The organism is Kitasatospora sp. NPDC001660 (assembly GCF_053596725.1).
In genome coordinates, this window is sequence record NZ_JBSFGU010000077.1 from 1 (window position 1) to 20,057 (window position 20,057).

15 protein-coding genes and 1 pseudogene are annotated in these 20,057 nt (G+C 73.6%); 6 read left to right on the forward strand and 10 right to left on the reverse strand.

What is annotated here, in order from left to right:
- Window positions 1-563 precede the first annotated feature (563 nt).
- Both ACWCXH_RS37745 and ACWCXH_RS37750 read right to left on the reverse strand, forming a co-directional pair.
- Entirely contained in the window at window positions 564-1,307 is a 744-nt protein-coding gene (locus ACWCXH_RS37745) for an anti-sigma factor family protein (protein ID WP_449806024.1), read from the reverse strand.
- Complete coding sequence (locus ACWCXH_RS37750) at window positions 1,304-1,792, reverse strand: sigma factor-like helix-turn-helix DNA-binding protein (RefSeq protein WP_449806025.1); 489 nt, start codon at window positions 1,790-1,792, stop codon at window positions 1,304-1,306. Before ACWCXH_RS37750 ends, ACWCXH_RS37745 begins: the two co-directional genes overlap by 4 nt.
- Window positions 1,793-1,940: 148 nt before the next feature.
- Between ACWCXH_RS37750 and ACWCXH_RS37755 the strand changes: the two are divergent.
- Window positions 1,941-2,078 (forward strand): annotated as a pseudogene (locus tag ACWCXH_RS37755) (hypothetical protein); the annotation flags it as partial.
- Between the two features lie 272 nt (window positions 2,079-2,350).
- Here ACWCXH_RS37755 and ACWCXH_RS37760 read toward each other — a convergent pair.
- From ACWCXH_RS37760 to ACWCXH_RS37790, 7 genes are all read right to left on the reverse strand, one after another.
- Entirely contained in the window at window positions 2,351-3,859 is a 1,509-nt protein-coding gene (locus ACWCXH_RS37760) for a hypothetical protein (RefSeq protein ID WP_449806026.1), read from the reverse strand.
- 368 nt (window positions 3,860-4,227) lie between these two features.
- Window positions 4,228-5,577 (reverse strand): phenylacetate--CoA ligase PaaK, encoded by a 1,350-nt coding sequence (gene paaK / locus ACWCXH_RS37765; protein WP_449806027.1) that lies wholly within the window; start codon window positions 5,575-5,577, stop codon window positions 4,228-4,230.
- A 315-nt stretch (window positions 5,578-5,892) separates the two neighbouring features.
- Window positions 5,893-6,831 (reverse strand): 3-hydroxyacyl-CoA dehydrogenase NAD-binding domain-containing protein, encoded by a 939-nt coding sequence (locus ACWCXH_RS37770; protein WP_449806028.1) that lies wholly within the window; start codon window positions 6,829-6,831, stop codon window positions 5,893-5,895.
- A gap of 28 nt (window positions 6,832-6,859) precedes the next feature.
- Entirely contained in the window at window positions 6,860-7,567 is a 708-nt protein-coding gene (locus ACWCXH_RS37775) for a hypothetical protein (RefSeq protein WP_449806029.1), read from the reverse strand.
- Entirely contained in the window at window positions 7,564-8,052 is a 489-nt protein-coding gene (locus ACWCXH_RS37780; protein ID WP_449806030.1) for a hypothetical protein, read from the reverse strand. Before ACWCXH_RS37780 ends, ACWCXH_RS37775 begins: the two co-directional genes overlap by 4 nt.
- A 543-nt stretch (window positions 8,053-8,595) precedes the next feature.
- On the reverse strand, window positions 8,596-9,531 hold the full coding sequence (locus ACWCXH_RS37785) for an NADP-dependent oxidoreductase (RefSeq protein WP_449806031.1): 936 nt from the start codon (window positions 9,529-9,531) through the stop codon (window positions 8,596-8,598).
- Window positions 9,532-9,615: 84 nt separating this feature from the next.
- The gene (locus ACWCXH_RS37790; protein WP_449806032.1) at window positions 9,616-9,882 is read right to left on the reverse strand and encodes a hypothetical protein; all 267 of its coding nucleotides are present in this window, start codon (window positions 9,880-9,882) and stop codon (window positions 9,616-9,618) included.
- A 119-nt stretch (window positions 9,883-10,001) separates the two neighbouring features.
- Here ACWCXH_RS37790 and ACWCXH_RS37795 point away from each other — a divergent pair, with 119 nt between their 5' ends.
- Together ACWCXH_RS37795 and ACWCXH_RS37800 are read left to right on the forward strand one after the other, a co-directional pair.
- A complete protein-coding gene (locus ACWCXH_RS37795) occupies window positions 10,002-12,284 on the forward strand; it encodes an ATP-binding protein (protein WP_449806033.1) in 2,283 nt (760 codons plus the stop codon).
- A 149-nt stretch (window positions 12,285-12,433) separates the two neighbouring features.
- Window positions 12,434-15,289 carry an AAA family ATPase gene (locus tag ACWCXH_RS37800; protein WP_449806034.1) on the forward strand — a complete coding sequence of 952 codons (2,856 nt, stop codon included), beginning with the start codon at window positions 12,434-12,436 and terminating at the stop codon, window positions 15,287-15,289.
- 2 nt (window positions 15,290-15,291) lie between these two features.
- On the opposite strand, the gene ACWCXH_RS37805 is transcribed toward ACWCXH_RS37800, so the two are convergent.
- On the reverse strand, window positions 15,292-18,060 hold the full coding sequence (locus ACWCXH_RS37805; RefSeq protein WP_449806035.1) for an ATP-binding protein: 2,769 nt from the start codon (window positions 18,058-18,060) through the stop codon (window positions 15,292-15,294).
- A gap of 200 nt (window positions 18,061-18,260) precedes the next feature.
- On the opposite strand from ACWCXH_RS37805, the gene ACWCXH_RS37810 reads away from it, so the two are divergent.
- The 3 genes from ACWCXH_RS37810 to ACWCXH_RS37820 all read left to right on the forward strand — a co-directional run.
- Window positions 18,261-18,758 carry a sigma factor-like helix-turn-helix DNA-binding protein gene (locus ACWCXH_RS37810; RefSeq protein ID WP_449806036.1) on the forward strand — a complete coding sequence of 166 codons (498 nt, stop codon included), beginning with the start codon at window positions 18,261-18,263 and terminating at the stop codon, window positions 18,756-18,758.
- A complete protein-coding gene (locus ACWCXH_RS37815) occupies window positions 18,755-19,480 on the forward strand; it encodes a zf-HC2 domain-containing protein (RefSeq protein ID WP_449806037.1) in 726 nt (241 codons plus the stop codon). Before ACWCXH_RS37810 ends, ACWCXH_RS37815 begins: the two co-directional genes overlap by 4 nt.
- Before the next feature lie 391 nt (window positions 19,481-19,871).
- A partial coding sequence (locus tag ACWCXH_RS37820) for a sigma factor (protein ID WP_449806038.1) occupies window positions 19,872-20,057 on the forward strand: 186 nt, incomplete at its 3' end.

The window sequence follows — 20,057 nt, forward strand, 5'->3', positions numbered from 1 at the left end:
GACGAAGGTCTCCTGAGTCAGATCCTCCGCCAGCTGGGCGTCGCCGAAGGTGCGCTTGACGATGTAGCCGTACACGGCCGGCTGGTGCGTGGTCAGCAGGGCACGGAATTCGGCGTCGGTCATCCGCGGTCCGGTCGCGGGAGCGGCCTGGGGCTGACGGGCGAGCTGGGTCATGAGGGTCCTCTGGTGCGGTGATGGCTGGTCTCTCTGGCGAGCCACACCGAGCCTTCCGGCCACCCTGATCGCGCACATCCGCCAACTGGCTCCGCAGGCGCGCGGTCCGCGCCGTTTCACCGAGGTGACGGCACGTCCGGGGCGCCGCCGTGCGCGACGAACGGCGGATTTCGCGGGTCCAACGGTCGCCCGTTCCTCCCGGTGCACCGGCGGCCGAGCCGCGAATAGGCCTTCATCGCCGCGCTGACCTGCGACGATGTGCCAGTTGGCGGGGTTCCGTGACAGTTCTGTCCAGCGGGTGCCACCGGCGTACGCGGCGGAGGCCGGAAACGCGGAAACGGCCCGGTCCAGTGGACCGGACCGTCCCCTTCACCAGGGGCGGAGCGGGTTCAGACGGGAACCGACACCAGCCGGCGGCCGTCCGCGGTGCGCACCTCGAAGTGGTCGAGCTGGCGCCGGGTCAGCGAGGTGCCGCCGTGGACGACCAGCGGATCGGGGTGACCCGCGACGCCGTACCCGGGCGACGGCACCGACCAGCTGGTCACCGGCTCCCGCTCACCGCTCCTGGACACCGCCACCAGCGAGCAGACCAGCGGCCCGTCGACGCCGCTCAACTGGAGCGCGACATGGGTGCCCCAGGCCTTGTCCTCCAGACCGACCGTCCCCGTGACGCCGGTCACCGCGTCGGCGCCGCCGTGCTGCTCACCGGTCATCATCAGCATCGCGGCCGGGCTGGGCATCGAAGCGGCCGGGCCGCCGGCCACCGGCCGGCCGGAGCCGGACCACAGCGCGACGAAGGGCAGCGCGACCAGCAGCGCGGCGCCAGCGGTCAGCGCCGCCACGGTCCGCCAGGTCGCGCGGTGCCGTTCCCGGGCGACGTCCCGCAGCAGCTCGTGCAGCAGGTCGTCACCCGGCGGGTCGGCGGCCGGTGTGCGGCTCTCGCCGGCGACGGCGGGCTCCAGCGGTTGCCCGACGAGCGGGACCAGCAGGTCGCGCACCGACTGGAAGGATCCGATCTCGCTCAGGCACTGCTCGCAGTCGAGCAGGTGCTCCTCGAAACGGTCGGTCTCCGGCCCGTCCAGTCCGCCGAGTACGTAGGCGCCCAGGTCGGCGCAGGCGGGACTCCGGTTCACCGGGCCGACTCCTGTTCTTCGATCGCGAGGACAAGGCGGTGCAACCCGTAGTACAGGCGGGATTTCACCGCTTGGGGCGGAATGCCGAGGGCCTGCGCGGCCTGCTGCACGGTCCGGCCCTTGAGGAAGGTCTCGACCAGGGCGTCCCGGTGCTCGGACGGCAGTCCGGCCAGCGTGTCCGCGATGGTCGGCGGCCCGGCGGGCGGCCGGGTGGGCTCGGGCTCGGCCGGGGCACCGCGGCGCCTTCGCAGCAGCCCGAACCGCGGGCGGGCGGCGGACAGCCGGCGCAGCTCGTCGGCCAGTCGGCCGCCGATGTCGGCACCGGCCGCAGCGGCCGGGCGGCGCAGAGCGCCCATCAGGGCGGCCCGGAGCAGCGAACCGGCCCGCTCCCGGTCACCGTCCGTGAGCCCGAGGGCCTGCGGATACGCCGCGGCGGCGTGCCGCGCGTACAACTCGCGCACCAGCCGCTCCTGAGCATGTTTCATCAGCGTGGCAACCTTCCGGGGCAGCGGTGGGAGCACCCGGCCGCGCCGCCTCCCATTCGACGTCTCCTCGCCTTACGGACGGGCCGGGCGTCCGGTTCAGGAGCGCTCCTACGGCGTGCTGAAGCGCGGGGGCGTGCTCGTCTCCACCGTGTTCGTCCCGCAGGCCCAGGAGATGGCCGCGCGCCACGGCATCCGGGTCGAGCCGTTCTTCACGCGGCCGAGCGGTGAGCAGTTGGAGAAGCTCGCCGCCCTGGTCGACGCCGGCGCCGTGCGGCCGTACCTCGACCGGTCGTACGACCTGGACCAGACCATGGACGACACCATGGACGCGCTGCGCTACAGCGCCTCGAAGCCTCCACGGCCGGCCGGGAGCCGAGCGGTCGGCGTTCAACGCCCGGCTCATGCCCGACGGGCGGCCTCTCACGGCCGGTGCCCGGCCCGAACCGCGGCGGGACGTCAGCCGGTTCCCGCGCGCCCGAATCACAGCAAGACGCCGCCGGTTCTCCGAGGAGAACCGGCGGGCGTCGGGACTTCGGGGCCTTGTGCCCCGGCTTTCGCTCAGTCGCCGAAGCGGATCGAGGCGATCTTCTTGTCGAAGCCGATCTTGGAAAGGTCCGGAATGCTGCTGGTCACCACGGCCGAGGTGCCGGTGCAGTCGCGACCGGTCCAGATCTTGACCGGGCCGCCGCTGAGGTCCAGGGACAGCGCCAGGTCACCGCGGCCGGTGTTCTTGCAGCCCGGGCCGGCAACGTTCTCGGAGCCGTCGGGCTCGGTGAAGGCGAGGCCGCTGTCCAGGGTGACCACGCCGTTTCCGAGGGCCACCGGGGAGGCAACCGGGCTGGACGGCGCGGCGGCGCTCGGCGTACCGGCGGGAGCGCTCGCCGGCGAGGAGGCTGCACTCGCCGGCGAGGAGGCTGCACTCGCCGGCGAGGAGGCGGACGCGGAGGCGCCGGCGCTCGGCGCGGCGGAGGAGGTGGCGCCCGTACCCTCCGTCGGGCGCAGGACCTTCCCACCGTGCGGGGAGACCGCGAACCAGGTACCGCCGACACCTTCACCGTTGGTCTGCCCTGCGGCGGTGTCCTTGCTGAAGCGATAGACCGGCCAACCCCCGATGGTGACCTGACGGGTTCCGTCGGCGCGGTCCACGATTCCGATCTCCGAGGTGGGCACGCCGTCGACGAAGATCCGCGAACCGGGCCGCACCAGGACCGGCGGCCAGGTCGTGGCGCAGGCGTCGTTGCAGTTGGACTTGGACGGCTTCGCGGTGTCCTTGTCGAACCGGTACAGCGTGAAGCCCGCGCCGTCGTGCACGATCGGGCTGAGCCCACCGGCCGAACCGGCCGTCAGCTGCACCCACTTCATCGCTTCGGGGCTGTTGCGCGGCCCGTTGTACATGTCACCGGTGTTCGGCGGCGCGTCGTGCTGCTTGGCGGTGCCGTTCTGGTAGTCCAGCTGGGTGTTGGTGTCCGTACCCTGCGGGGACTGGCCGGCCTTGCCGCCCTCCGGCGTCACGGCGAACCAAGTGCCGCCCACGCCTTGGCCGTTGGCCTGGCCGGGCGCGGTGTCGTTGCTGAAGCGGTACACCGGCCAGCCGCCGATCGTGATCTGGAGGGCGCCGTCGTCCCGCTTGACGACGCCGATGTCCGCCCGGGACACGCCGTCCAGGAAGATCCGCGAGCCCGGCTGGACGAGGACCGGCGGCCAGGTGGTGGCGCAGGCGTCCTTGCAGTTGGACCTGGACGGCTTCGCGGTGTCCTTGTCGAACCGGTAGAGCGTGAAGCCGGCGGCGTTGCGGACGACCGGGTTGAGCACGCCCGCCGCCCCGGCGCTGAGCTGCACCCACTTCATCGCGGCCGGCGAGTTCGCGGGGCCGTCGGCGAAGTCGCCAGTGCCGGCGGGGGCGTTGTTCTCCTGCGCCGTACCCGGCACGTAGTTGACGGGGCTGGACGCCGTCGCGCTGTCGGCCGGCTGGGGCTTCGCGGCCGTTCCGCTCGGCGAACAGCCCGTCACTGCTGCCGCGCCCACTGCCAGGGCTGCCGCGAGTACCGCTGCGCGTGCTCGGATCATGTCGTTCCCTCGGTAGTCCGTCGGCCGCCTGTTGCGGTGGCAGCCGTCCGGCGACTTGACGGAACCGGTCCGCGAATTCCTCAACCGCGCCCCAACTCCGGCATGTGAGGTGGGTCACCCAGGGGTTCGGCCAACTGTCGTGGGCGGGAACGCCGTTGGGGCGCTGTCTCCCTCGGGGTGAGCCTGCTGGTCGCCGGCCTCGCCGTGGTCGCCCCGCGCGGGCGCCGGCGCGGTTGGCGGCCCGGACGGGTCTCCCGGCAATGAGCCCCCTCCACTGCCTGAACCCGAGCCGGTGCACCGTCGTAAGGGTGGGCATGCGCCGCAGTGGCCGGGCCGTCGAGTCCCGAGTCCGTGCCGGCCGGCGCAGATCACCGCTCCCGCAGGTCATGGACGCGGCTGAGCTTGCCGACCGAGCGCTGCAGCGTCTCGGGGTCGACGACCGAGACCTCGACGGTGACGCCGATGCCGTCCTTGACGCCCTTGGCGATCGCCCTGGCGGCGGCCTCGCGCTGCTCGTGCCTGGTGGTGGTGGAGCGTGCCTCGACCTGGACGGTCAGGTGGTCCAGGCGACCGCGTCGGGTCAGCTGGATCTCGAAGTGCGGGGCGACGCCGGGCGTGCGCAGCACGATCTCCTCGATCTGGCTGGGGAAGAGGTTCACCCCGCGCAGGATGATCATGTCGTCGCAGCGGCCGGTGATCTTCTCGATCCGGCGGAAGGCGGGCCGGGCGGTGCCGGGCAGCAGCCGGGTCAGGTCCCGGGTGCGGTAGCGGATGATCGGCAGCGCCTCCTTGGTGAGCGAGGTGAGGACCAGTTCGCCGCTCTCGCCGCCGGCGAGCACCTCGTCCGTGATCGGGTCGACGACCTCCGGGTGGAAGTGGTCCTCCCACACGTGCAGGCCGTCCTTGGTCTCCACGCACTCCTGGGCGACACCGGGGCCGATCACCTCGGAGAGGCCGTACATGTCGACGGCGTGGATGTTCATCCGCCCTTCGATCTCGCGGCGCATCTCCTCGGTCCAGGGCTCGGCGCCGAAGATGCCGACCCGCAGGGAGGTGGCGCGCGGGTCGACGCCCTGGCGCTCGAACTCGTCGAGCAGGGTGAGCAGGTAGGAGGGGGTGGCCATGATGATCTCGGGCCGGAAGTCCTGGATGATCTGCACCTGGCGTGCTGTCATGCCGCCCGAGGCGGGGATGACGGTGCAGCCGGCCCGTTCCGCGCCGTAGTGCGCGCCGAGGCCGCCGGTGAACAGCCCGTAGCCGTAGCTGATGTGCACCTTGTGCCCGGGGCGGCCGCCGGCGGCGCGGATCGAGCGGGCGACCACGTCGGCCCACATCGACAGGTCGCCGTCGGTGTAGCCGACCACGGTGGGACGTCCGGTGGTGCCGCTGGAGGCGTGCAGCCGCCGGATGCGGTCCATGGGAACGGCGAAGATGCCGAACGGGTAGGTCTCGCGAAGATCGGCCTTGGTGGTGAAGGGGAACCTGGCCAGGTCCGCCAGGGTGCGGCAGTCGGCGGGGGTGACTCCGGCTTCGTCGAACTTCCGTCGGTACAGCTCGACGTTGTCGTAGGCGTGTCGCAAAGTGGCCTGGAGACGGTCGAGTTGGAGCTCCCTGAGCTCCTCGCGCGACATCCGCTCGGCGTCATCGAGCAGCTCGGCGGGGAGCGCCTCCCCCAGGTGTGCTCCGGGGACCAACGGGCTGGTCGGTTCACTGTTCATCGGGCCCTGCCTGTCTCGTGCGGGTTCGTGGGGCCGGTAGGCCATGACGTGGAACGGACGTGCTGTCACGGGCCTGCGCCCGTCAGTTCGGGGCTGCGGCCGTGGCGAGCACGGCGCAGCGGCATCGCCACGGTGGCGGGCGGGTCCTGGCGCCTCGGACCGGCATGATTGCCGTGGTGCGGCCGGGCCGGACGGCGGTTCAGTAGCCGGCACCGCCGGGAAGCTCGGTTCGGACGTCGACCGGAGTGCTGCCGGGAGTGCGTGCGGCGCGCAGCCGGCTGTCGGAGGAGATGGCTGACTTCTGTTCCGGATCGCTCAGTCGGCGTTGCGCAGGGCGGCCATCAGGGCCAGCTGGTCACGGTCGCGGGCCGCGCTCAGCTGGTCGTGGGTCCGGTCGCCGTAGGCCTCACGCACCTGGGCGTTCAGGGTGGCGACGGTGGCCTCGTCCAAGGACGGCTTGCCGAGCAGCTGCCACAGCATCTCCATGCCGGAGCCGAGGTGCTTCAGGAAGTGCTCGAGGCCGCCGGGGCCGCCGCCGAGATCGAAGGTGAGGAACGGGCCACCGGCCGCCCAGCGCGGGCCGATCGAGCTGGTGACGATGGTGTCCAGGTCCTCCAGGCCGACGACCCCGGTGGTGACCAGGTGGACGGCCTCGCGGAACAGCGCGGACTGCAAGCGGTTGGCGACGAAGCCCGGAATCTCCCGGCGCAGGATCAGCGGCTGCTTGCCGACCTGGCGGTAGAACGCGGCGGCGTCCGTCAGGGTGCCGGCCTCGGTCTGCTCGCCGGGCACGATCTCGACCAGCGGGATCAGGTGCGGCGGGTTGAACGGGTGGCCGACCGCGACTCGGGCCGGGTCGGCCATCCGCGCGGTGAAGTCGGTGGCGCGGATGCCGGAGGTGGAGGAGAGCAGGAGGGTGCCGGGGCGGGTGGCCGCGCCCAGCCGGGCGAACAGCTCCTGCTTGAGGTTCAGGTCGTCCGGGCCGCTCTCCTGGACAACGTCGGCGTCGGCGACGGCCTTCTCCAACTCCGGCTCGAAGACGAGTCGCGCGGTGAGGTCATCGGTCGGCAGGCCGAGCGCGGCCAGCGTCGGGGTGGATGCGGCGAGCTGGGCGGTGACGTACTCCTCCAGGTCCTGGCGCGGGTCGCTGACCGTGACGTGCAGGCCGTGGGCGAGGAAGAGGGCGGCCCAGGAGGCGCCGATGGTGCCGGCGCCGACGACGGCGACGCGGGAGAAAGTCTTCGGGGTGCTCATGTGATTGCCTTTCGCGGCGGGGAGGATGTCAGGCCCATAGCCGAACCACCAGCGACGCGAATCCGCCGAGCGCGTACGCGAGGGCGCTGTAGGTGATGAACGGGAACTTCCGGTGCTGCCGACGGACGTTCAGGAAGAACCCGCCCGCGATCAGGAGCATCGCTACGGAGTAGACGAGGCCGACGGGGGCCCGGTCGAATCCGGCGTACGCCAGGACGGTCACCGCGTACACGGCCGCGTTGACCATGAGGGCGGCCTGTGAGCGCCCGGCGGAAGTCTCGTCCGGATTCCCGCGCTCGGTGATCAGCAGGCTCGTGTTCATCAGCAGGGCGCCGACGAAGAACATCGTGTTGCCGGTGTAGAAGTCGTTGACGAACAGGCCGCCGCAGAGATCGCCGCTGAAGGTGTCGGGGTCGCAGTACTCGTTGAAGGTGGCGGAGGCGACTTCGTGCAGGCCGTTTCCGGTGGCGTAGAAGTACACGCCGATGACGAAGAGGAGGAAGAGCCATGTCCCCTTCCCCGACCGCAGGGCCCCGAAGTCGCGGGACACCTCGCGGAAGATCAGAGCCGGAATGATCACTGTGACGAGGATCAGTACGGTCATCTGCAGCAGCTCGTGCAGACGCAGGAACCCGTAGGGCTGCAGCAGGACTTCGGTGGTGAAGGAGAAGCGCTCGACGGCGACGAGCACGACGGACAGGGAGGTGAGCGTGAACAGCAGATTGATCCTGCTCATGGCGCGCACGGCAGCGGACCTTCCGGGGCTGGGGAGGTGACGGTGGGGTTTGCACGACGAGGGCTGGTTGCCGGCACGAGCCGGTCCGGGCGGACGGTGCGCCGACGCAGCCGCGGTCGTCCGTGCCGAAGGGGATCAGCGTGTGGCGTGCGGTCGGGCAGTTGTACCGGTAGGGGTCGAAGCGGTCCGGCTCCGGGAACCGAGCCGGGGGCGCGGTGCGGCGCGTACGGGCTGACCAGGATCGCGTCGCCGGGCGCAAGCTGCCGGCCGCCGAGCCGGACCGGCTTGACCGCGCGGCGGAGCAGGTCCGGCGAGGTGAGGAGATACACCTCCCGAGGCCCGAGGCGGACCGGGACGATCTCCTCGGTGGAACGGACGGAGGCGACGGAGCCGAGCGGGTCCTTCAGCAACTGCGGCCCGTCCCCGGCGGGAGTGCGGTGGCCCTCCTCGGTGGACGGTGTGCGCGGTGCCAGTGTCGCCGACATGCTCTCTCTTTCGTTCCGGGTGCCGCCGGCCTGCTTGACGGATGGTCGCGGTGCCCGGTTCAGCCGGGTCCGGACCGGGTCTCGCGGAAATGGCGTGACGCGGATCACCCGAGTTGCGCGGGTTCGGGTTGGGGAGTTCACGGGTCCCGGTCCGTCAAGGGGCCCGGACGGCTGGCGGAGGAACGGGCAACCGGTCGAACTGCCAAGGGAATCGACATGATCCGAGCACGTGCCGCAGTACTCGTGGCCGTTCTGGCCACGGGGCCGGCGGCGTTGACGGCCTGCTCCCCGAGCGGGGGACGGCCCGGTCAGGATCTGGACCGGCCCGGACCGCACCGGCACCTCGGCCGTCGGGACCAGCAGCATCCCGGATCTCTCCAAGATCGGGTTCGACAAGGAGATCGCCTCGGTCCGCTGACGCCCGCCGGTTCCTCCGGGAACCGGCGGGCGTTCTGCTGTCGCACGGGCCGGGCGACGGGGGCACCAAAGCGGACGACCGCCCGGCGCGGCGCCGGGCGGTCGTCGCGGGGAGTCGCGGGCCGGTCAGGAGACGCGGATGACGATCTTCCCCTTGGCGCGCTTCGAAGCGCTGTAGTGCAGGGCGTCGACGGTCTCGTCGAGCTCGTACGCGCGGTCGATGAAGGGCTGGACCGCGCCGGCCTCGACGAGGGCGGCGATCGTCTCCAGCTGATCGCCGCTGGGGCGCATGAAGAACGGCTCGACCCGGATGCCGTGGCGGGCGGCCACCTCCTGGGCCTCGGGGACCCACACGGTGGAGACCAGGACACCGCCGGGCTTCAGCACGCCGTAGGACCGCTCCTGCACCTCGCCGCCCAGGGTGTCCAGTACCACGTCGAAGTCGCGGTCGACGTCCTCGAACTTCTCGGTCCGGTAGTCCACGACCTGGTGTGCGCCGTGCTCGCGGGCCTGGGCCGCGCCGTCGGCGGACACCGTGGTGGTGACGTGGGCGCCCAGGTGCCGGGCCAGCTGGATGGCGATGGAGCCCACCCCGCCCGAGCCGGCGTGGATCAGCACCTTCTGGCCCTCGCTCAGGCCCGCGCGCTCCACGAGGCCCTGCCAGGCGGTCAGGGCGACCAGCGGGAGCGATGCGGCGGCGTCGAAGCCGATGTTCGCGGGCTTCAGTGCGGCCAGGTCCTGATTCACCGTGACGTAGTCGGCGAACGCTCCGGAGGCGGCCGGGTCGACCCGGGTGTAGACCTCGTCGCCGACCTTGAACCGGGTCACCGCCTCGCCCTTCCCGACGACCACCCCGGCCGCGTCGTTGCCGAGCGTCAGGGGCAGCGCGACCGGGTGCACCGTCTGCAGGGCCCCGGACGCCACGATGTGGTCGATCGGATTCACGCCCGCGCTGCGGACGCGGATGAGCACCTCGCCGGCGCCGATGGCCGGATCCGGCCGGTCGCCGATCCGCACGACGTCCGCAATGGCTCCGAACGCCTCGATGTACGCTGCGCGCACGGTTCACTCCTTCTGCTGGTGTTGTCCTGGCGCGGCGTCTTACGTGCCTGGACGCGAAGAGTTCAGCGTGACCGGCTTCCTGGCTCAGTCCGTGGGCCGTTCCGGCCCGAGCAGCGCCGTCTGCACCTGGACGGTGCGCCGGCGGGTGATGTGCAGAGCGCGCCCGGCCGGCAGCCGGCGCGGCTTGACGTTGTTGAACGGGTACCCTTCCGACGGCGGGCAGGAGAGCAGCACGGCAGGTGTGTTGACCTCCTGCAGCTTGCGCAGCAGCGGATCGCCCAGGGCCCGTCCGATGCCGTTGGCGCTGCGTGCCGTGATCAGGTGCAGCCCGAGCTCGGTGTCCTGTGCCAAGTGGTCGAGCAGCGGGGCGAAGGTGTGGGCCGCTTCCTGACGGTTGTCCGGTGGGGCGCGATTGGACAGACGATCGACGAGCGGGATACCTCTGCTGTGTGGAAGCGCACGTCGATCGTATGAACGGGAACCTCCCGGCGGACCTCACCAGCTTCGTCGGACGCCGGCGCGAGCTCGACGGGGTACGCCGGTCGCTGTCGTCCGCCCGCCTGGTGACCTTGACCGGCGTCGGCGGGGTCGGCAAGACCAGGCTGGCTCTGCGGGCCGCCGCCGAGCTGCGGCCGGAGTTCCCGGACGGGGTGTGGGTGCTGGAGCTCGCCGCGCTGACCGAGCCGCGGCTGCTCGCCCAGTCGGTCGCCGACGTGTTCGCGCTGCCCCAGTCGGCGCGCGGTGCGCTGCCCGCCCTGCTGGACCACCTGAAGGACCGACGGCTGCTGCTGGTGCTGGACAACTGCGAGCACCTGCTGGACGCCGTCGCGCCCTTCGCCCTCGACCTGCTCCGCGCCTGTCCGCAGTTGCGCGTGCTGGCGACCAGCCGCCAGGTGCTCGGCGCTGCGGGTGAACACGTCTTCCCGGTGCCCCCGCTGGCCTCGCCGCCGCTGGAACGGCTGCCGTCGGCGGCCGAGCTCGCCGAGTGGGAGGCGCCCGGCCTGTTCCTCGCCCGGGCCCGCGCGGTGGACCAGGCCTTCACCCTGACCGAGCGGAACCGGACCGCCGTCGCCCGCCTGTGCCTGCGACTCGACGGGCTGCCGCTCGCCATCGAGCTGGCGGTCGCCCGCCTCCGGGTGCTCGACGTCGACCAGCTGTTGGAGCGATTGGAGGACCGCTTCGGGCTGCTCAAGGGCGGCCACCGGGGCGGGCTGCCGCGCCAGCAGACGCTCGCTGCGATGGTCGACTGGAGCTATCGACTCTGCTCGGCGCAGGAACAGTTGCTCTGGGCCCGGCTCTCGGTCTTCGCGGGCAGCTTCGACCTGCCGACCGTGACCGCGGTCTGCTCCGGTGCGGGCATCGACCCGGACGAGATGCTCGACCTGGTCGCAGCCCTCGTCGACAAGTCCGTTCTGCTGACCGAGGACGCCACCGGAGGCCGGCGGTACCGGATGCTGGAGTCGATCCGGGAGTTCGGCCGGGCCCGCCTGCGCGAGTCCGGTGGCGAGCCCGCCCTGCTGCTCCGGTACCGGGAGCACTACCGCGCGCTGGCCGCCGCCTCCGCCGCCGAGTGGTTCGGCCCCGACCAGCTGAGCTGGGCGAACCGCCTGCGCGCCGAGCACGCCGACCTGCGCGGTGCGCTGGAGCTCTGCGCGGCCGGACCCCGTGGCGACCAGGCCGGGCTGGAGCTGGCGGCGAGCCTGTGGCCGTACTGGGTGTGCTGCGGCTTCCTGACCGAGGGGCGGCAGTGGCTCGACCTGATGCTCGGCGCCGCTGCGGCCCGGACCACCGCCAGGGGCCGGGCGCTGTGGAGCTCCGGCTCGCTCGCCGTCCTGCAGGGCGACCTGCCCACCGGCACGGCGCTGCTGACGGAGTGCGAGGGCCTGGCCGTCGAACTGGACGACCCCGAGCGGCTCGCCTGGGCGCGCCAGTACCTCGGGCTGGCCCTGATGTTCGGCGGCGGTGACCTGCAGCGGGCCTCCGGGCTGATCGAGAGCGCGGTGGCCCTGCACCGCGCGGCCGGCAACCGGCTCGGGCTGGGCAAGAGCCTGTACATGTGGTCGCCGGTGCTCTCCTTCCTCGGCGAGGCGGACCGCTCGGTGGCCGTGGCGCGGGAGAGCCGCGAGGTCGCGGAGGGCCAGGGCGAGCAGTGGTGCCAGTCCTACGCGCTGTACATGCTGAGCCTGGCGGCCTGGCGCCGGGGCGAGCTCGGCGAGGCGAAGGCGCTGGCTCTGCGCAGTGTGGAGTTGCGCGCGCCGTTCCGGGACGCCCTGGGGCTGGCGATGGCGGTCGACATCCTCGGGTTTGTCGCGGCGGCGGACGGGCGGGCGGAGTTCGCGGCCCGCCTGCTGGGTTCCACCGAGCCGATCTGGCAGTCCGTCGGCGCGCTGGAGTTCGGGTTCCAGGACATGGTCGCGTATTACGAGGAGGCGGTGCGGCGTTCGCGGGCCGAGCTGGGCGAGCGGCGATTCGCCGAGGCCTTCCACGCCGGGACCCGGCTGGAACTGGCGGAGGCGGTCCGGCTCGCCCTGAGCACCGGGGAACGGCCGACGGCCGCCGACCGGTCGGAGCTCAGCCGACGCGAGCAGGAGGTCGCCGGCCTGGTGGCGCAGGGCCTGACCAATCGGGAGATCGCCGACCGGCTGGTGCTCTCGCAACGCACGGTCGAGACGCATGTCAGCCGCATCATGACCAAGCTCGGTCTCGGCTCCCGGGCCCAGCTCGCGGTCTGGGTGGTCCGCCGCGAGGGGTGAGCACGTACTCCGCCCGGACGCCGATCACGTGTTCACCCGGTTGTGGGCCGGGCGCCGCCCGGCGGAGGATGAGGGCCGGGATCGGGACCGCACCTGACGGATCGACGGCGCACCGGGCCGGCCCGTCACGTACCGCTGAGGAGTTCCGTTTGGACGCCGATTCCATCCTGTCGGAGCGCCGGCCGGGCCGCGCGGCCGACGCCGCCGCCCTGTTCGGCCGGGAGCGCGAGACGGCCGCGCTGCGGGACCGGCTGGCCCGGGCCCGGAGCGGTTCCGGCGGCGGAGTGCTCCTGACCGGCGAGGCCGGTGCGGGCGTGACCGGCCTGGTGGAGCACTGCCTGGCCGAGCCCGTCGGGGCCGGCGTGCAGGTCTGGCGCGGCGCGGCGGACGAGCTCGACCGGCGGCTGCCGCTGCTGCCCTTCCTGGAGTGCCGGACGGCGGGTGGCCGGGCGCTCTACCGCTCCAGCCCGGACCTGGCCGAGCTGGCCCGCAGTGCCGGCGGCGCGGTGTCGGTGGCCGCGACCAGCGGTCTGCTGCTGGAAGCGGTCGAGGAGCAGTGCGCGCGGGGGCCGCTGGTCCTGGTGATCGACCACGCGCAGTGGCTGGACGACGCCTCCGTCGCGGTCTGGCGCCGGCTGGCCCGGGCCGCCGTGGACCTGCCGCTGCTGTTGGTGGCCTGCGTGCGGCAGGGGCAGTGGTCCCGGCTGGTGGAGTCCCTGGTGGTGGCCGGCCGGCTGGACGGTGACGTGATCGAACTCGGCCCGCTCGCACCGGACGCCACCCTGGCGCTGGCCCGCCACCGGCTGGGCGCCGCACCGGGCGAGCGCCTCGTCCGGCTGCTGTCGCAGGTCGGCGGCAACCCCCGCTACCTGCTGGAACTCCTCGACGTCCTGGACCGGCAGGGCCTGCTGCGCCGTACCGCGACCGCGGTCGAGGTCGCCGAGGGCGAGACCGAACCGGCCTTCACCGAGCTGGCCGGACTCCGGCTCGCGGAGCTCTCGCCGGGCGCGGCGCAGGCCGTCCGGGAAGCGGCGCTGCTCGGGCGGCGCACCCGGGTCTCGGACCTCGCGACCGTCACCGGGCAGCCCGCGACCGCCCTGCTGGCCGGGGTACGGGAGGCCGTCTCGGCGGGGCTGCTGGCGGAGACCGAGACGGGCCTGAGCTTCCGTCACCCGGTGCTCTGGCGGGGCATCCGCGAGAGTGTCCCGGCGGTGCTGCGCTGGTCGATGCACGCCGACGCGGCGCGCCGGCTGGCCGAGGCCGGCGCCGACGCCGGCCAGGTCGCCGAGCACCTGGAGCAGGCCGGGCCGGTGCTGAGCCGGTGGGCCGTCGGCTGGGTCCGCCAACAGGCGTCCGTGCTGGTCGAGCAGGCGCCGCAGGTCGCCGTACCGGTGCTGCGCGCGGCGGCCGGCGGGGAACAGCTCGACGACCGGGACACGGCACTGCAGGCCGCGCTGGCCCGGGCCATGCTGCGCACTCGGCGCTACACCCAGGCGCTGGAACTGGCCCGCGACATCCTCGCCTCCGCCGACGACCCGGTGCTGACATCCGAGCTGGCCTGGGACCTCGCCCGTAGCCTCCACCTGGTCGGCGGCCACACCGAGGCCGGCCGGCTGTGCGCGGAGCAGCTCGCCAGAGACGGCGTTCCGCTCGCACTGCGCGCCCGGCTCGGGGCCTGCCTGGTCTACGCGCTCGTGGTGCCCGGCGAGCCCGTCCCGGCCCGGCTCGCCGCCGCCGAGGCCGCCGCCGAGGCCGCGGCGCGCGCGTCCGGCGACCACTGGGCGCTGGCCGGACTGGCGCTCTGCCGGGCCGTCGCGGCCCGGGCGAACGGCCCGGCCGAGCGGGCTCTGGCGCTGCTGAAGGAGGCCGACGGCCTGCTGGGCGGCGGCGAGGACGGCCGGCCCGAGCTGCACGCGGTGGTGCTCTCCGAACTGGCCGACCTGCTGGGCGAGCTGGACCGGCGGACGGAATCGGACGCCGCGCAGGCGCGCGCCAGGGCCTCGGCCGCACGCTCGCGCACCCATGACGGGCGCTGGACGGCCGTGGCGGGCTTCGCCCTCCACCTGCGCAACGGCGACTGGTCCCTCGGCGGGGACGAACTCGCCGAGCTGTGCCGCCCGGACGAGCCGCAGCCGATGCTCAGCGCGTACTGCGCCCTTGCCGTCCAGCAGGCCGTCTGCGCCGAGCCAAAGGCCGCGTCCGAGCAGCTGCGCCGCGCCCAGCAGATCGCCGGCGGCCGGGCGGTGGGCCGGGCCGCGACGCTGCTCCGGGTCGCCGAGGCGATGGAGGCCGAGCGCGCGGGCGAACCCGACCGGGCACTGCGGGCGCTGGAGGGCGAGCTGACCGCGGGGCGCGTGGCGGGCGCGGCGTACCGGCTGCTCTGGTGCCCCCGGGCGGTACGGCACGCTCTGGACTGCGGACACCGCGAACTCGCCGAGCGGTTCGTCGAGTTCGCCCGGCAGGCGGCGGCCGTGGAGCCGGTGCCGCACCGGGCCTGGGTGCTGGCCTGGTGCGAGGCGCTGGTCGCGGTGGACCCGACCGGGCTGGGCGCCGTCGCCGAGTACCTCCGCTCGGCCGGGCGGCGCACCCAGCTGGCCTGGGTGCTGGAGGACCTGGCGGCGGCCCGGGCGGCCACCGGGCGGATCGCCGAGGCCCGGCCGGCCCTGGCCGAGGCACTGGAGCTGTACCGGGGCATGGGCGCGCTGGCCGAGGCCCGGCGGGCCGAGCACCGGCTGCGCGCGACGGGCGTCGAGGCGGTCGTCCGGCACCGGGCCGGGCGGCGGCGGGCCGGCGCCGGCTGGGAGGCGCTGACGCCCACCGAACTGACGGTGGCCCGGCTGGTCGGCCAGGGTCTGTCCAACCCGGAGACCGCCGCCCGGCTGGGCGTCTCCGCGCGAACGGTGCAGACCCACGTGTCCAGCATCCTGACGAAGCTCGGTGCCACCTCCCGGGTCGCCATCGCCCGGGAACTCGCCCTCCGCGCCGAGGGTCCGGGCGCGCGCTGAGGCTACCGGGCGTCGGCCGGGACGTGCAGCGGGATCTCCACCCGGGAGCGCAGCTGGAGCTTGGTGAGGATTCGTGAGACGTGGGTCTGGACGGTCCGACGCGGCAGGTTGAGTTCCGCCGCGATCTGCGGGTTCGACCTGGCCTGCGCGGCCAGCCGGGCGATCCGCTGCTCGGTGGCGGTCAGGGACTCCCAGCCGCGGTCGGGCTGCTGCGCCGGGGCGTCCACGCCGCCCGGGATGCCGAGCCGGTGGCAGGCGGCGGCCGCCTGGGCCGTGGCGGCCTCGGCCGCCTGGTGGTCGCCGACGGCCGTGAACGCGCGCGCCGCGTCCTGCAAGGTCTGGGCGTGTTCCAACGGTCGCTCGGTGCGCTGGTAGTACGCCGCCACGTCGAGCAGGGTGGCCGCGTCGTCGGCGAGCATGGCCGCGCAGTGCGCGGCGGCCTGCTGCCAGTGCGTGACCGGGCGGGGCTCCGCCTGGGCCCGGCACAGCCGGGCGGCGTCGGCGGCGGTGGTCCGGTCTCCGGCGGCCAGCGCGAACCGCACCAGGTGGGGCAGCAGGTGGAAGCGCAGCCGCTGGTGGTGCATCAGCTCGGGGCGGTGGAACTCCAGCAGAGCGGCCACCGCCCGGCCGGGCTCCCCGGCCCGGTCCGCCGCCACCGCCCGTGCCAGCCTCGTCCACTGTCCGAAGTCGAGCAGGTACCCCTCCTCCTGCGGCATGTCCGCGCACTTGTCGAGGTGCCGGCGAAGCGCCGCCTCGTCGCCGCGGTGGGCCGCGACCACGGCCAGCATCCCGTGCAGCGTGTAGAGCTGCCAGTTCTCGGCCGGGCTCTGCTCGGTCAGGTGCTCGGTGTCCGCCAGGAGTTCGTCCCAGCGGCCCTGGTGGTACCGGAGTTCGGCCAGGACCATGGTGGTGACGAACGGCGCGACGCCGCCGTTGGCCCCGATCAGGCGGCGCATCGAGTCGACGGTGTCGGCGAGATCGGCGGTGCGGTCGAGCCAGTGGAGCGGACCGAGCCGGCCGCCCAGCGCGATGGTCAGCATGAAGCGCTGCGACGGGTCGCGGCGCAGCGCGTCGACGGCTTCGTCGTACCGGCGCAGCGCCAGATGCGGGTCGGCCGATGCCGCGAACTGCGCGCTGTACCAGCCGCCGAGACCGACGGCGAACCAGGCCTCGCAGGACCGGCCCAGCGTGATCGCCAGCTCGGCGTGGTGCTCCGCCGCCTCCTGGTGGCCCACGTTGTCCTCGGTCGTGCTGCGGACGGCATGGAGCGCCGCGCGCCACTTCGGTGGGAGGTCGCGGCGGCCGAAGAGCCGGTCGGTGAGGTCGTTCGCCTCGGCGAACCGGGCCCCGCGCTGAAGGCAGACCGCGAGCTGGTAGCCGGCCTGGCCGATCGTTTCGGGGTCGGCGGCGGCGTCCAGCAGCCGCCGGCAGTGCGCCTCCACCTCATCGTGCCGCTGCAGGCGTTGCAGCGCGGTGAGGACGGCCAGGTGCACCGGGCCGCCCGGTGCCGCCGGATCGACCAGCGGGGACAGCAGCTCGACGGCGACCGCGGGGGTGCGGTTGACCAGCGCCTCGGTGTGCTCGTGCAGCCAGCCGTGGGCCCAACTGCCTGGCGGGGCATACGAGTCCGACGCGGCGGCGGCCTTGGTCAGCTGTTGCAGCACGGGGTCGAGCGGGGCGCCGGCAGCCTCCAGCCGCTCGGCCGCCCGGGTGTGCAGCCGGGCCCGCAGCGGGAGCGGGATCTCCTCGTACAGCTGTTCCTGGAGCAGTGGATTGCGGAACGCGGTCACCGTGCCGTGCTGGGCGAGCAGGCCGACGCCCTGCGTCGTGGCGAACAGCGGGGCCAGCTCGCGGGCCGAGCCGTCCAGCACGGCCAGCGCCTGATCGGTGCCGAACTCCGGACCGAGCACGCTGAGGGTCTGCAGGAACTCGCGCTGCTCCGGGCTGAGATGGCTGATCCGGTTGCGGACCGCGCCGGCCAGCGTGGCGCCGGCCAGTTCCTTGGTGAGGTCGAGGGCCTGGCCGTCCGCGCCCGGCTGGAGCAGGTTCTCCCGGCCGACGTGGGCGAGGATCTCGACCGCGCAGAGCGGGCTGCCGCCGGTGGCCAGCAGCAGCCGGGAGAGCCTCGGGCCAGGGGCGGCGCCCAGCCGGTGGGTGGCGAGTGCGGTCAGCGCGGCCGGGGCGAGCGGGCCCAGACGCAGCGTCGGGCCCTGGCGCCTGGTGTGGCTGCGGCGCAGCGCGTCCACGGTGGGGGAGTCGGCCCTGGTGCGCACGGCGCCGATCAGCAGCAGGGGAAGCTCGCCGGCACAGCGCGCGAGCCGCTGCCACCACACGGCGCTGGTGTCGTCGGCCCACTGGAGGTCGTCGACGGTGAGCACCACCGGTCCGGCCGCACAGGCGGTCTCCACCAGGTCCAGCAGCCGCTCGACGAGGGCGGGGATGGCGTCCTGGTTCGCTCCCGCGCCCACGCGCAGCAACTGACGGATCTCCGCGCGGGCGACGTCCTCGCCGCGGCGGTGCACGCCCAGCGCGTCGAGCACCGGCAGCAGCGGGAAATCGACGGCGGCCTCGTCGCAGCAGCCGCGCAGCACCGTGCAGCCGGCCGCCCGCGCCTGTGCTTCGAGCGCCCCCACCAGCGTGGTCTTGCCGCTGCCGGGCTCGCCCTCGACCAACACGGCGGCGCCGTAGCCCTGGCGGGCGCGGGTGAGCAGGTCCGCCAGGCGGGCCAGCTCCGTGTCACGGCCGAACAGCGGTTCGTCGGTTGCCGTCATCGTCTTCTGCCCGCCGCCCGTCATCCGCCCGTTTTGCCCGCACTGACCAGGAAGAGAGTCGATCAACCGTTCGCTCCCGATTCCGGTCAGGAGGCTACCTGATACCCACTCCGACCTCTGGGGCTGTGGTGTGGATCACGTCGAACCCGTCGGTCGTCCGGTGCGTAGAGTGGGGAAACCGAGACGGGGAGAGCACCAGGTTGACGAAGCGTGCGCAGGAGCGGCTGGCGCGCGAGCTGTACGCGCGGCACGCCGCCGGGCTGTATCCGCATGCCCTCGCCCTCTCGGACGGCGACCGGACGCGGGCCCGCACACTGCTCCGGGCCGCGCTGCTGAACGCCGTCCGCCGTCCCGCCGATGCGACCGGTGCCGGCGTCGGCCACTGGCTGGCCGAGGAGGTACGCCGACTGTCCGCCGGACGGCCGCGCTTCGCGTTTCGGCGGCGCGGCACCGCAGCGGCCCCGGCGGAGCCCACCCGGCCAACGGGCCGGGCCGGCACGCCACCGCCCATCGCCGACACGCTGGCCGCTCTGCCGGCCGAGCACCGCGCCGCCCTGGCCGAGACGTTCCTGAAGGGGCGGACCGTCCGGCAGGCGGCCGAGGCGCTCGGTCTCCCGCCGGAGGCGGTGAAGTCCCGTCTCTACTACGGGCTGCACCGCCTTGCCCTCGCCATCGAAGAGCAGGAGTCGGCCTGGTGAACAGCCCCGCCTGCGCCGACCTCGGCGCGTACGTCCTCGGTGGACTGGACGGCCCGGAGTCGGACCGGTTCGAGGAGCACCTGCTCGACTGCGACCAGTGCCTGGGCGAGATCGGCTCCTTCCAGTCGGTGCGCGAACTGCTGCTCCCGCTGGTCGGTCAGCCGCTGGACGCGGACGACGACCAGCCCACCGCCGAGCCGGACGACGAGTTGCTGCACCAGCTGCTGCGGGACGTCGCCCGCGACCGGCACCGCCGTGCCTGGCGGACGGCTGCCGCGCTGACCGCCGTCGCCGCGTTGCTGGTCGCGCTGCCCTTCGTCGCGCTATGGTCCGGCTCCGGCCGACCGGTGGCCGGCGGCCCGGCCACTTCGATGCCGAGCCCGGCCGCGATGCTGATGATGACCGGTGAGCAGCACGGCGCTGCCGACGCGGTGACCGGCGTCACGGGGACGGTCGGCCTGGAGGACAAGGCCTGGGGCACGCATGTCGCGCTCCAGCTCAGCGGCGTCAACGGGCCGCTGGTCTGCTCGCTGGTGGCGGTTGCCAGGAACGGCCGGCGCGAGTCGGTGACCAGCTGGTCCGTACCGGCCGCCGGGTACGGCGTGCCGGGCCGTCCGGACCCGCTGCTCGTGCACGGCGGCACCTCGCTGGCCCGGCAGCAGCTCGACCACTTCGAAGTGCTCACCGCGGACGGGCGCGAGCTGGTCTCGATACCCGTCTGATCACCTCCGCCCCCTCGAAGAGGACGGCCCGGTCGCGCTGACCGGGCCGTTTTCGCGTTTTCCGGCCCGCCGTTCGGCGCACCCGGGCGGTCCGCCCGGCCGAGCTGTCACGAATACCCGCCGACTGGCGCGAACTCGCAGGTCAGCGGCGTGATGGTGGGTCAGCGGTGGGTCGGGCACCCGCGCCGTTCGACCGGTGAATTCGACCGTTCGTCGCACCCTCCGGCGCCGGGAGCGCGCCGCCGACGCGACGAATGGCTCGGTGACCGGCGGGCGGTGCCGGATCCGCGCAGGCCGGGAGCCAGTTGGCGGATGTCCGTGACCCGGCCGGCCGAGAGGCTCGGATCACCTCGCCAGAACTGCGACGCCAGCACCCGACCAGAGGACCCTCATGACCGAGCTCGCCACGGACTTCGCCAGTCAGGCCCCGGCCGCGCCCACCACCAGGCCCCGGATGGCCGACGCCGAGTTCCGTACCCTGCTCAGCACGCACCACCAGGCCGTGCACAGCTACCTCGCCAGGCGCACCCTGGGCGACACCCAGCTCGCGGAGGATCTGACTCAGGAGACCTTCGTG

What these genes read in the sequence shown, in the direction of transcription:
- ACWCXH_RS37780 (WP_449806030.1), bottom strand. Translation starts at nt 8,052, where the DNA reads ATGTCGGCGACACTGGCACCGCGCACACCGTCCACCGAGGAGGGCCAC.
- ACWCXH_RS37805 (WP_449806035.1), bottom strand. Translation starts at nt 18,060, where the DNA reads ATGACGGCAACCGACGAACCGCTGTTCGGCCGTGACACGGAGCTGGCC.
- ACWCXH_RS37760 (WP_449806026.1), bottom strand. Translation starts at nt 3,859, where the DNA reads ATGATCCGAGCACGCGCAGCGGTACTCGCGGCAGCCCTGGCAGTGGGC.
- paaK (WP_449806027.1), bottom strand. Translation starts at nt 5,577, where the DNA reads ATGAACAGTGAACCGACCAGCCCGTTGGTCCCCGGAGCACACCTGGGG.
- ACWCXH_RS37750 (WP_449806025.1), bottom strand. Translation starts at nt 1,792, where the DNA reads ATGAAACATGCTCAGGAGCGGCTGGTGCGCGAGTTGTACGCGCGGCAC.
- ACWCXH_RS37775 (WP_449806029.1), bottom strand. Translation starts at nt 7,567, where the DNA reads ATGAGCAGGATCAATCTGCTGTTCACGCTCACCTCCCTGTCCGTCGTG.
- ACWCXH_RS37770 (WP_449806028.1), bottom strand. Translation starts at nt 6,831, where the DNA reads ATGAGCACCCCGAAGACTTTCTCCCGCGTCGCCGTCGTCGGCGCCGGC.
- ACWCXH_RS37795 (WP_449806033.1), top strand. Translation starts at nt 10,002, where the DNA reads ATGAACGGGAACCTCCCGGCGGACCTCACCAGCTTCGTCGGACGCCGG.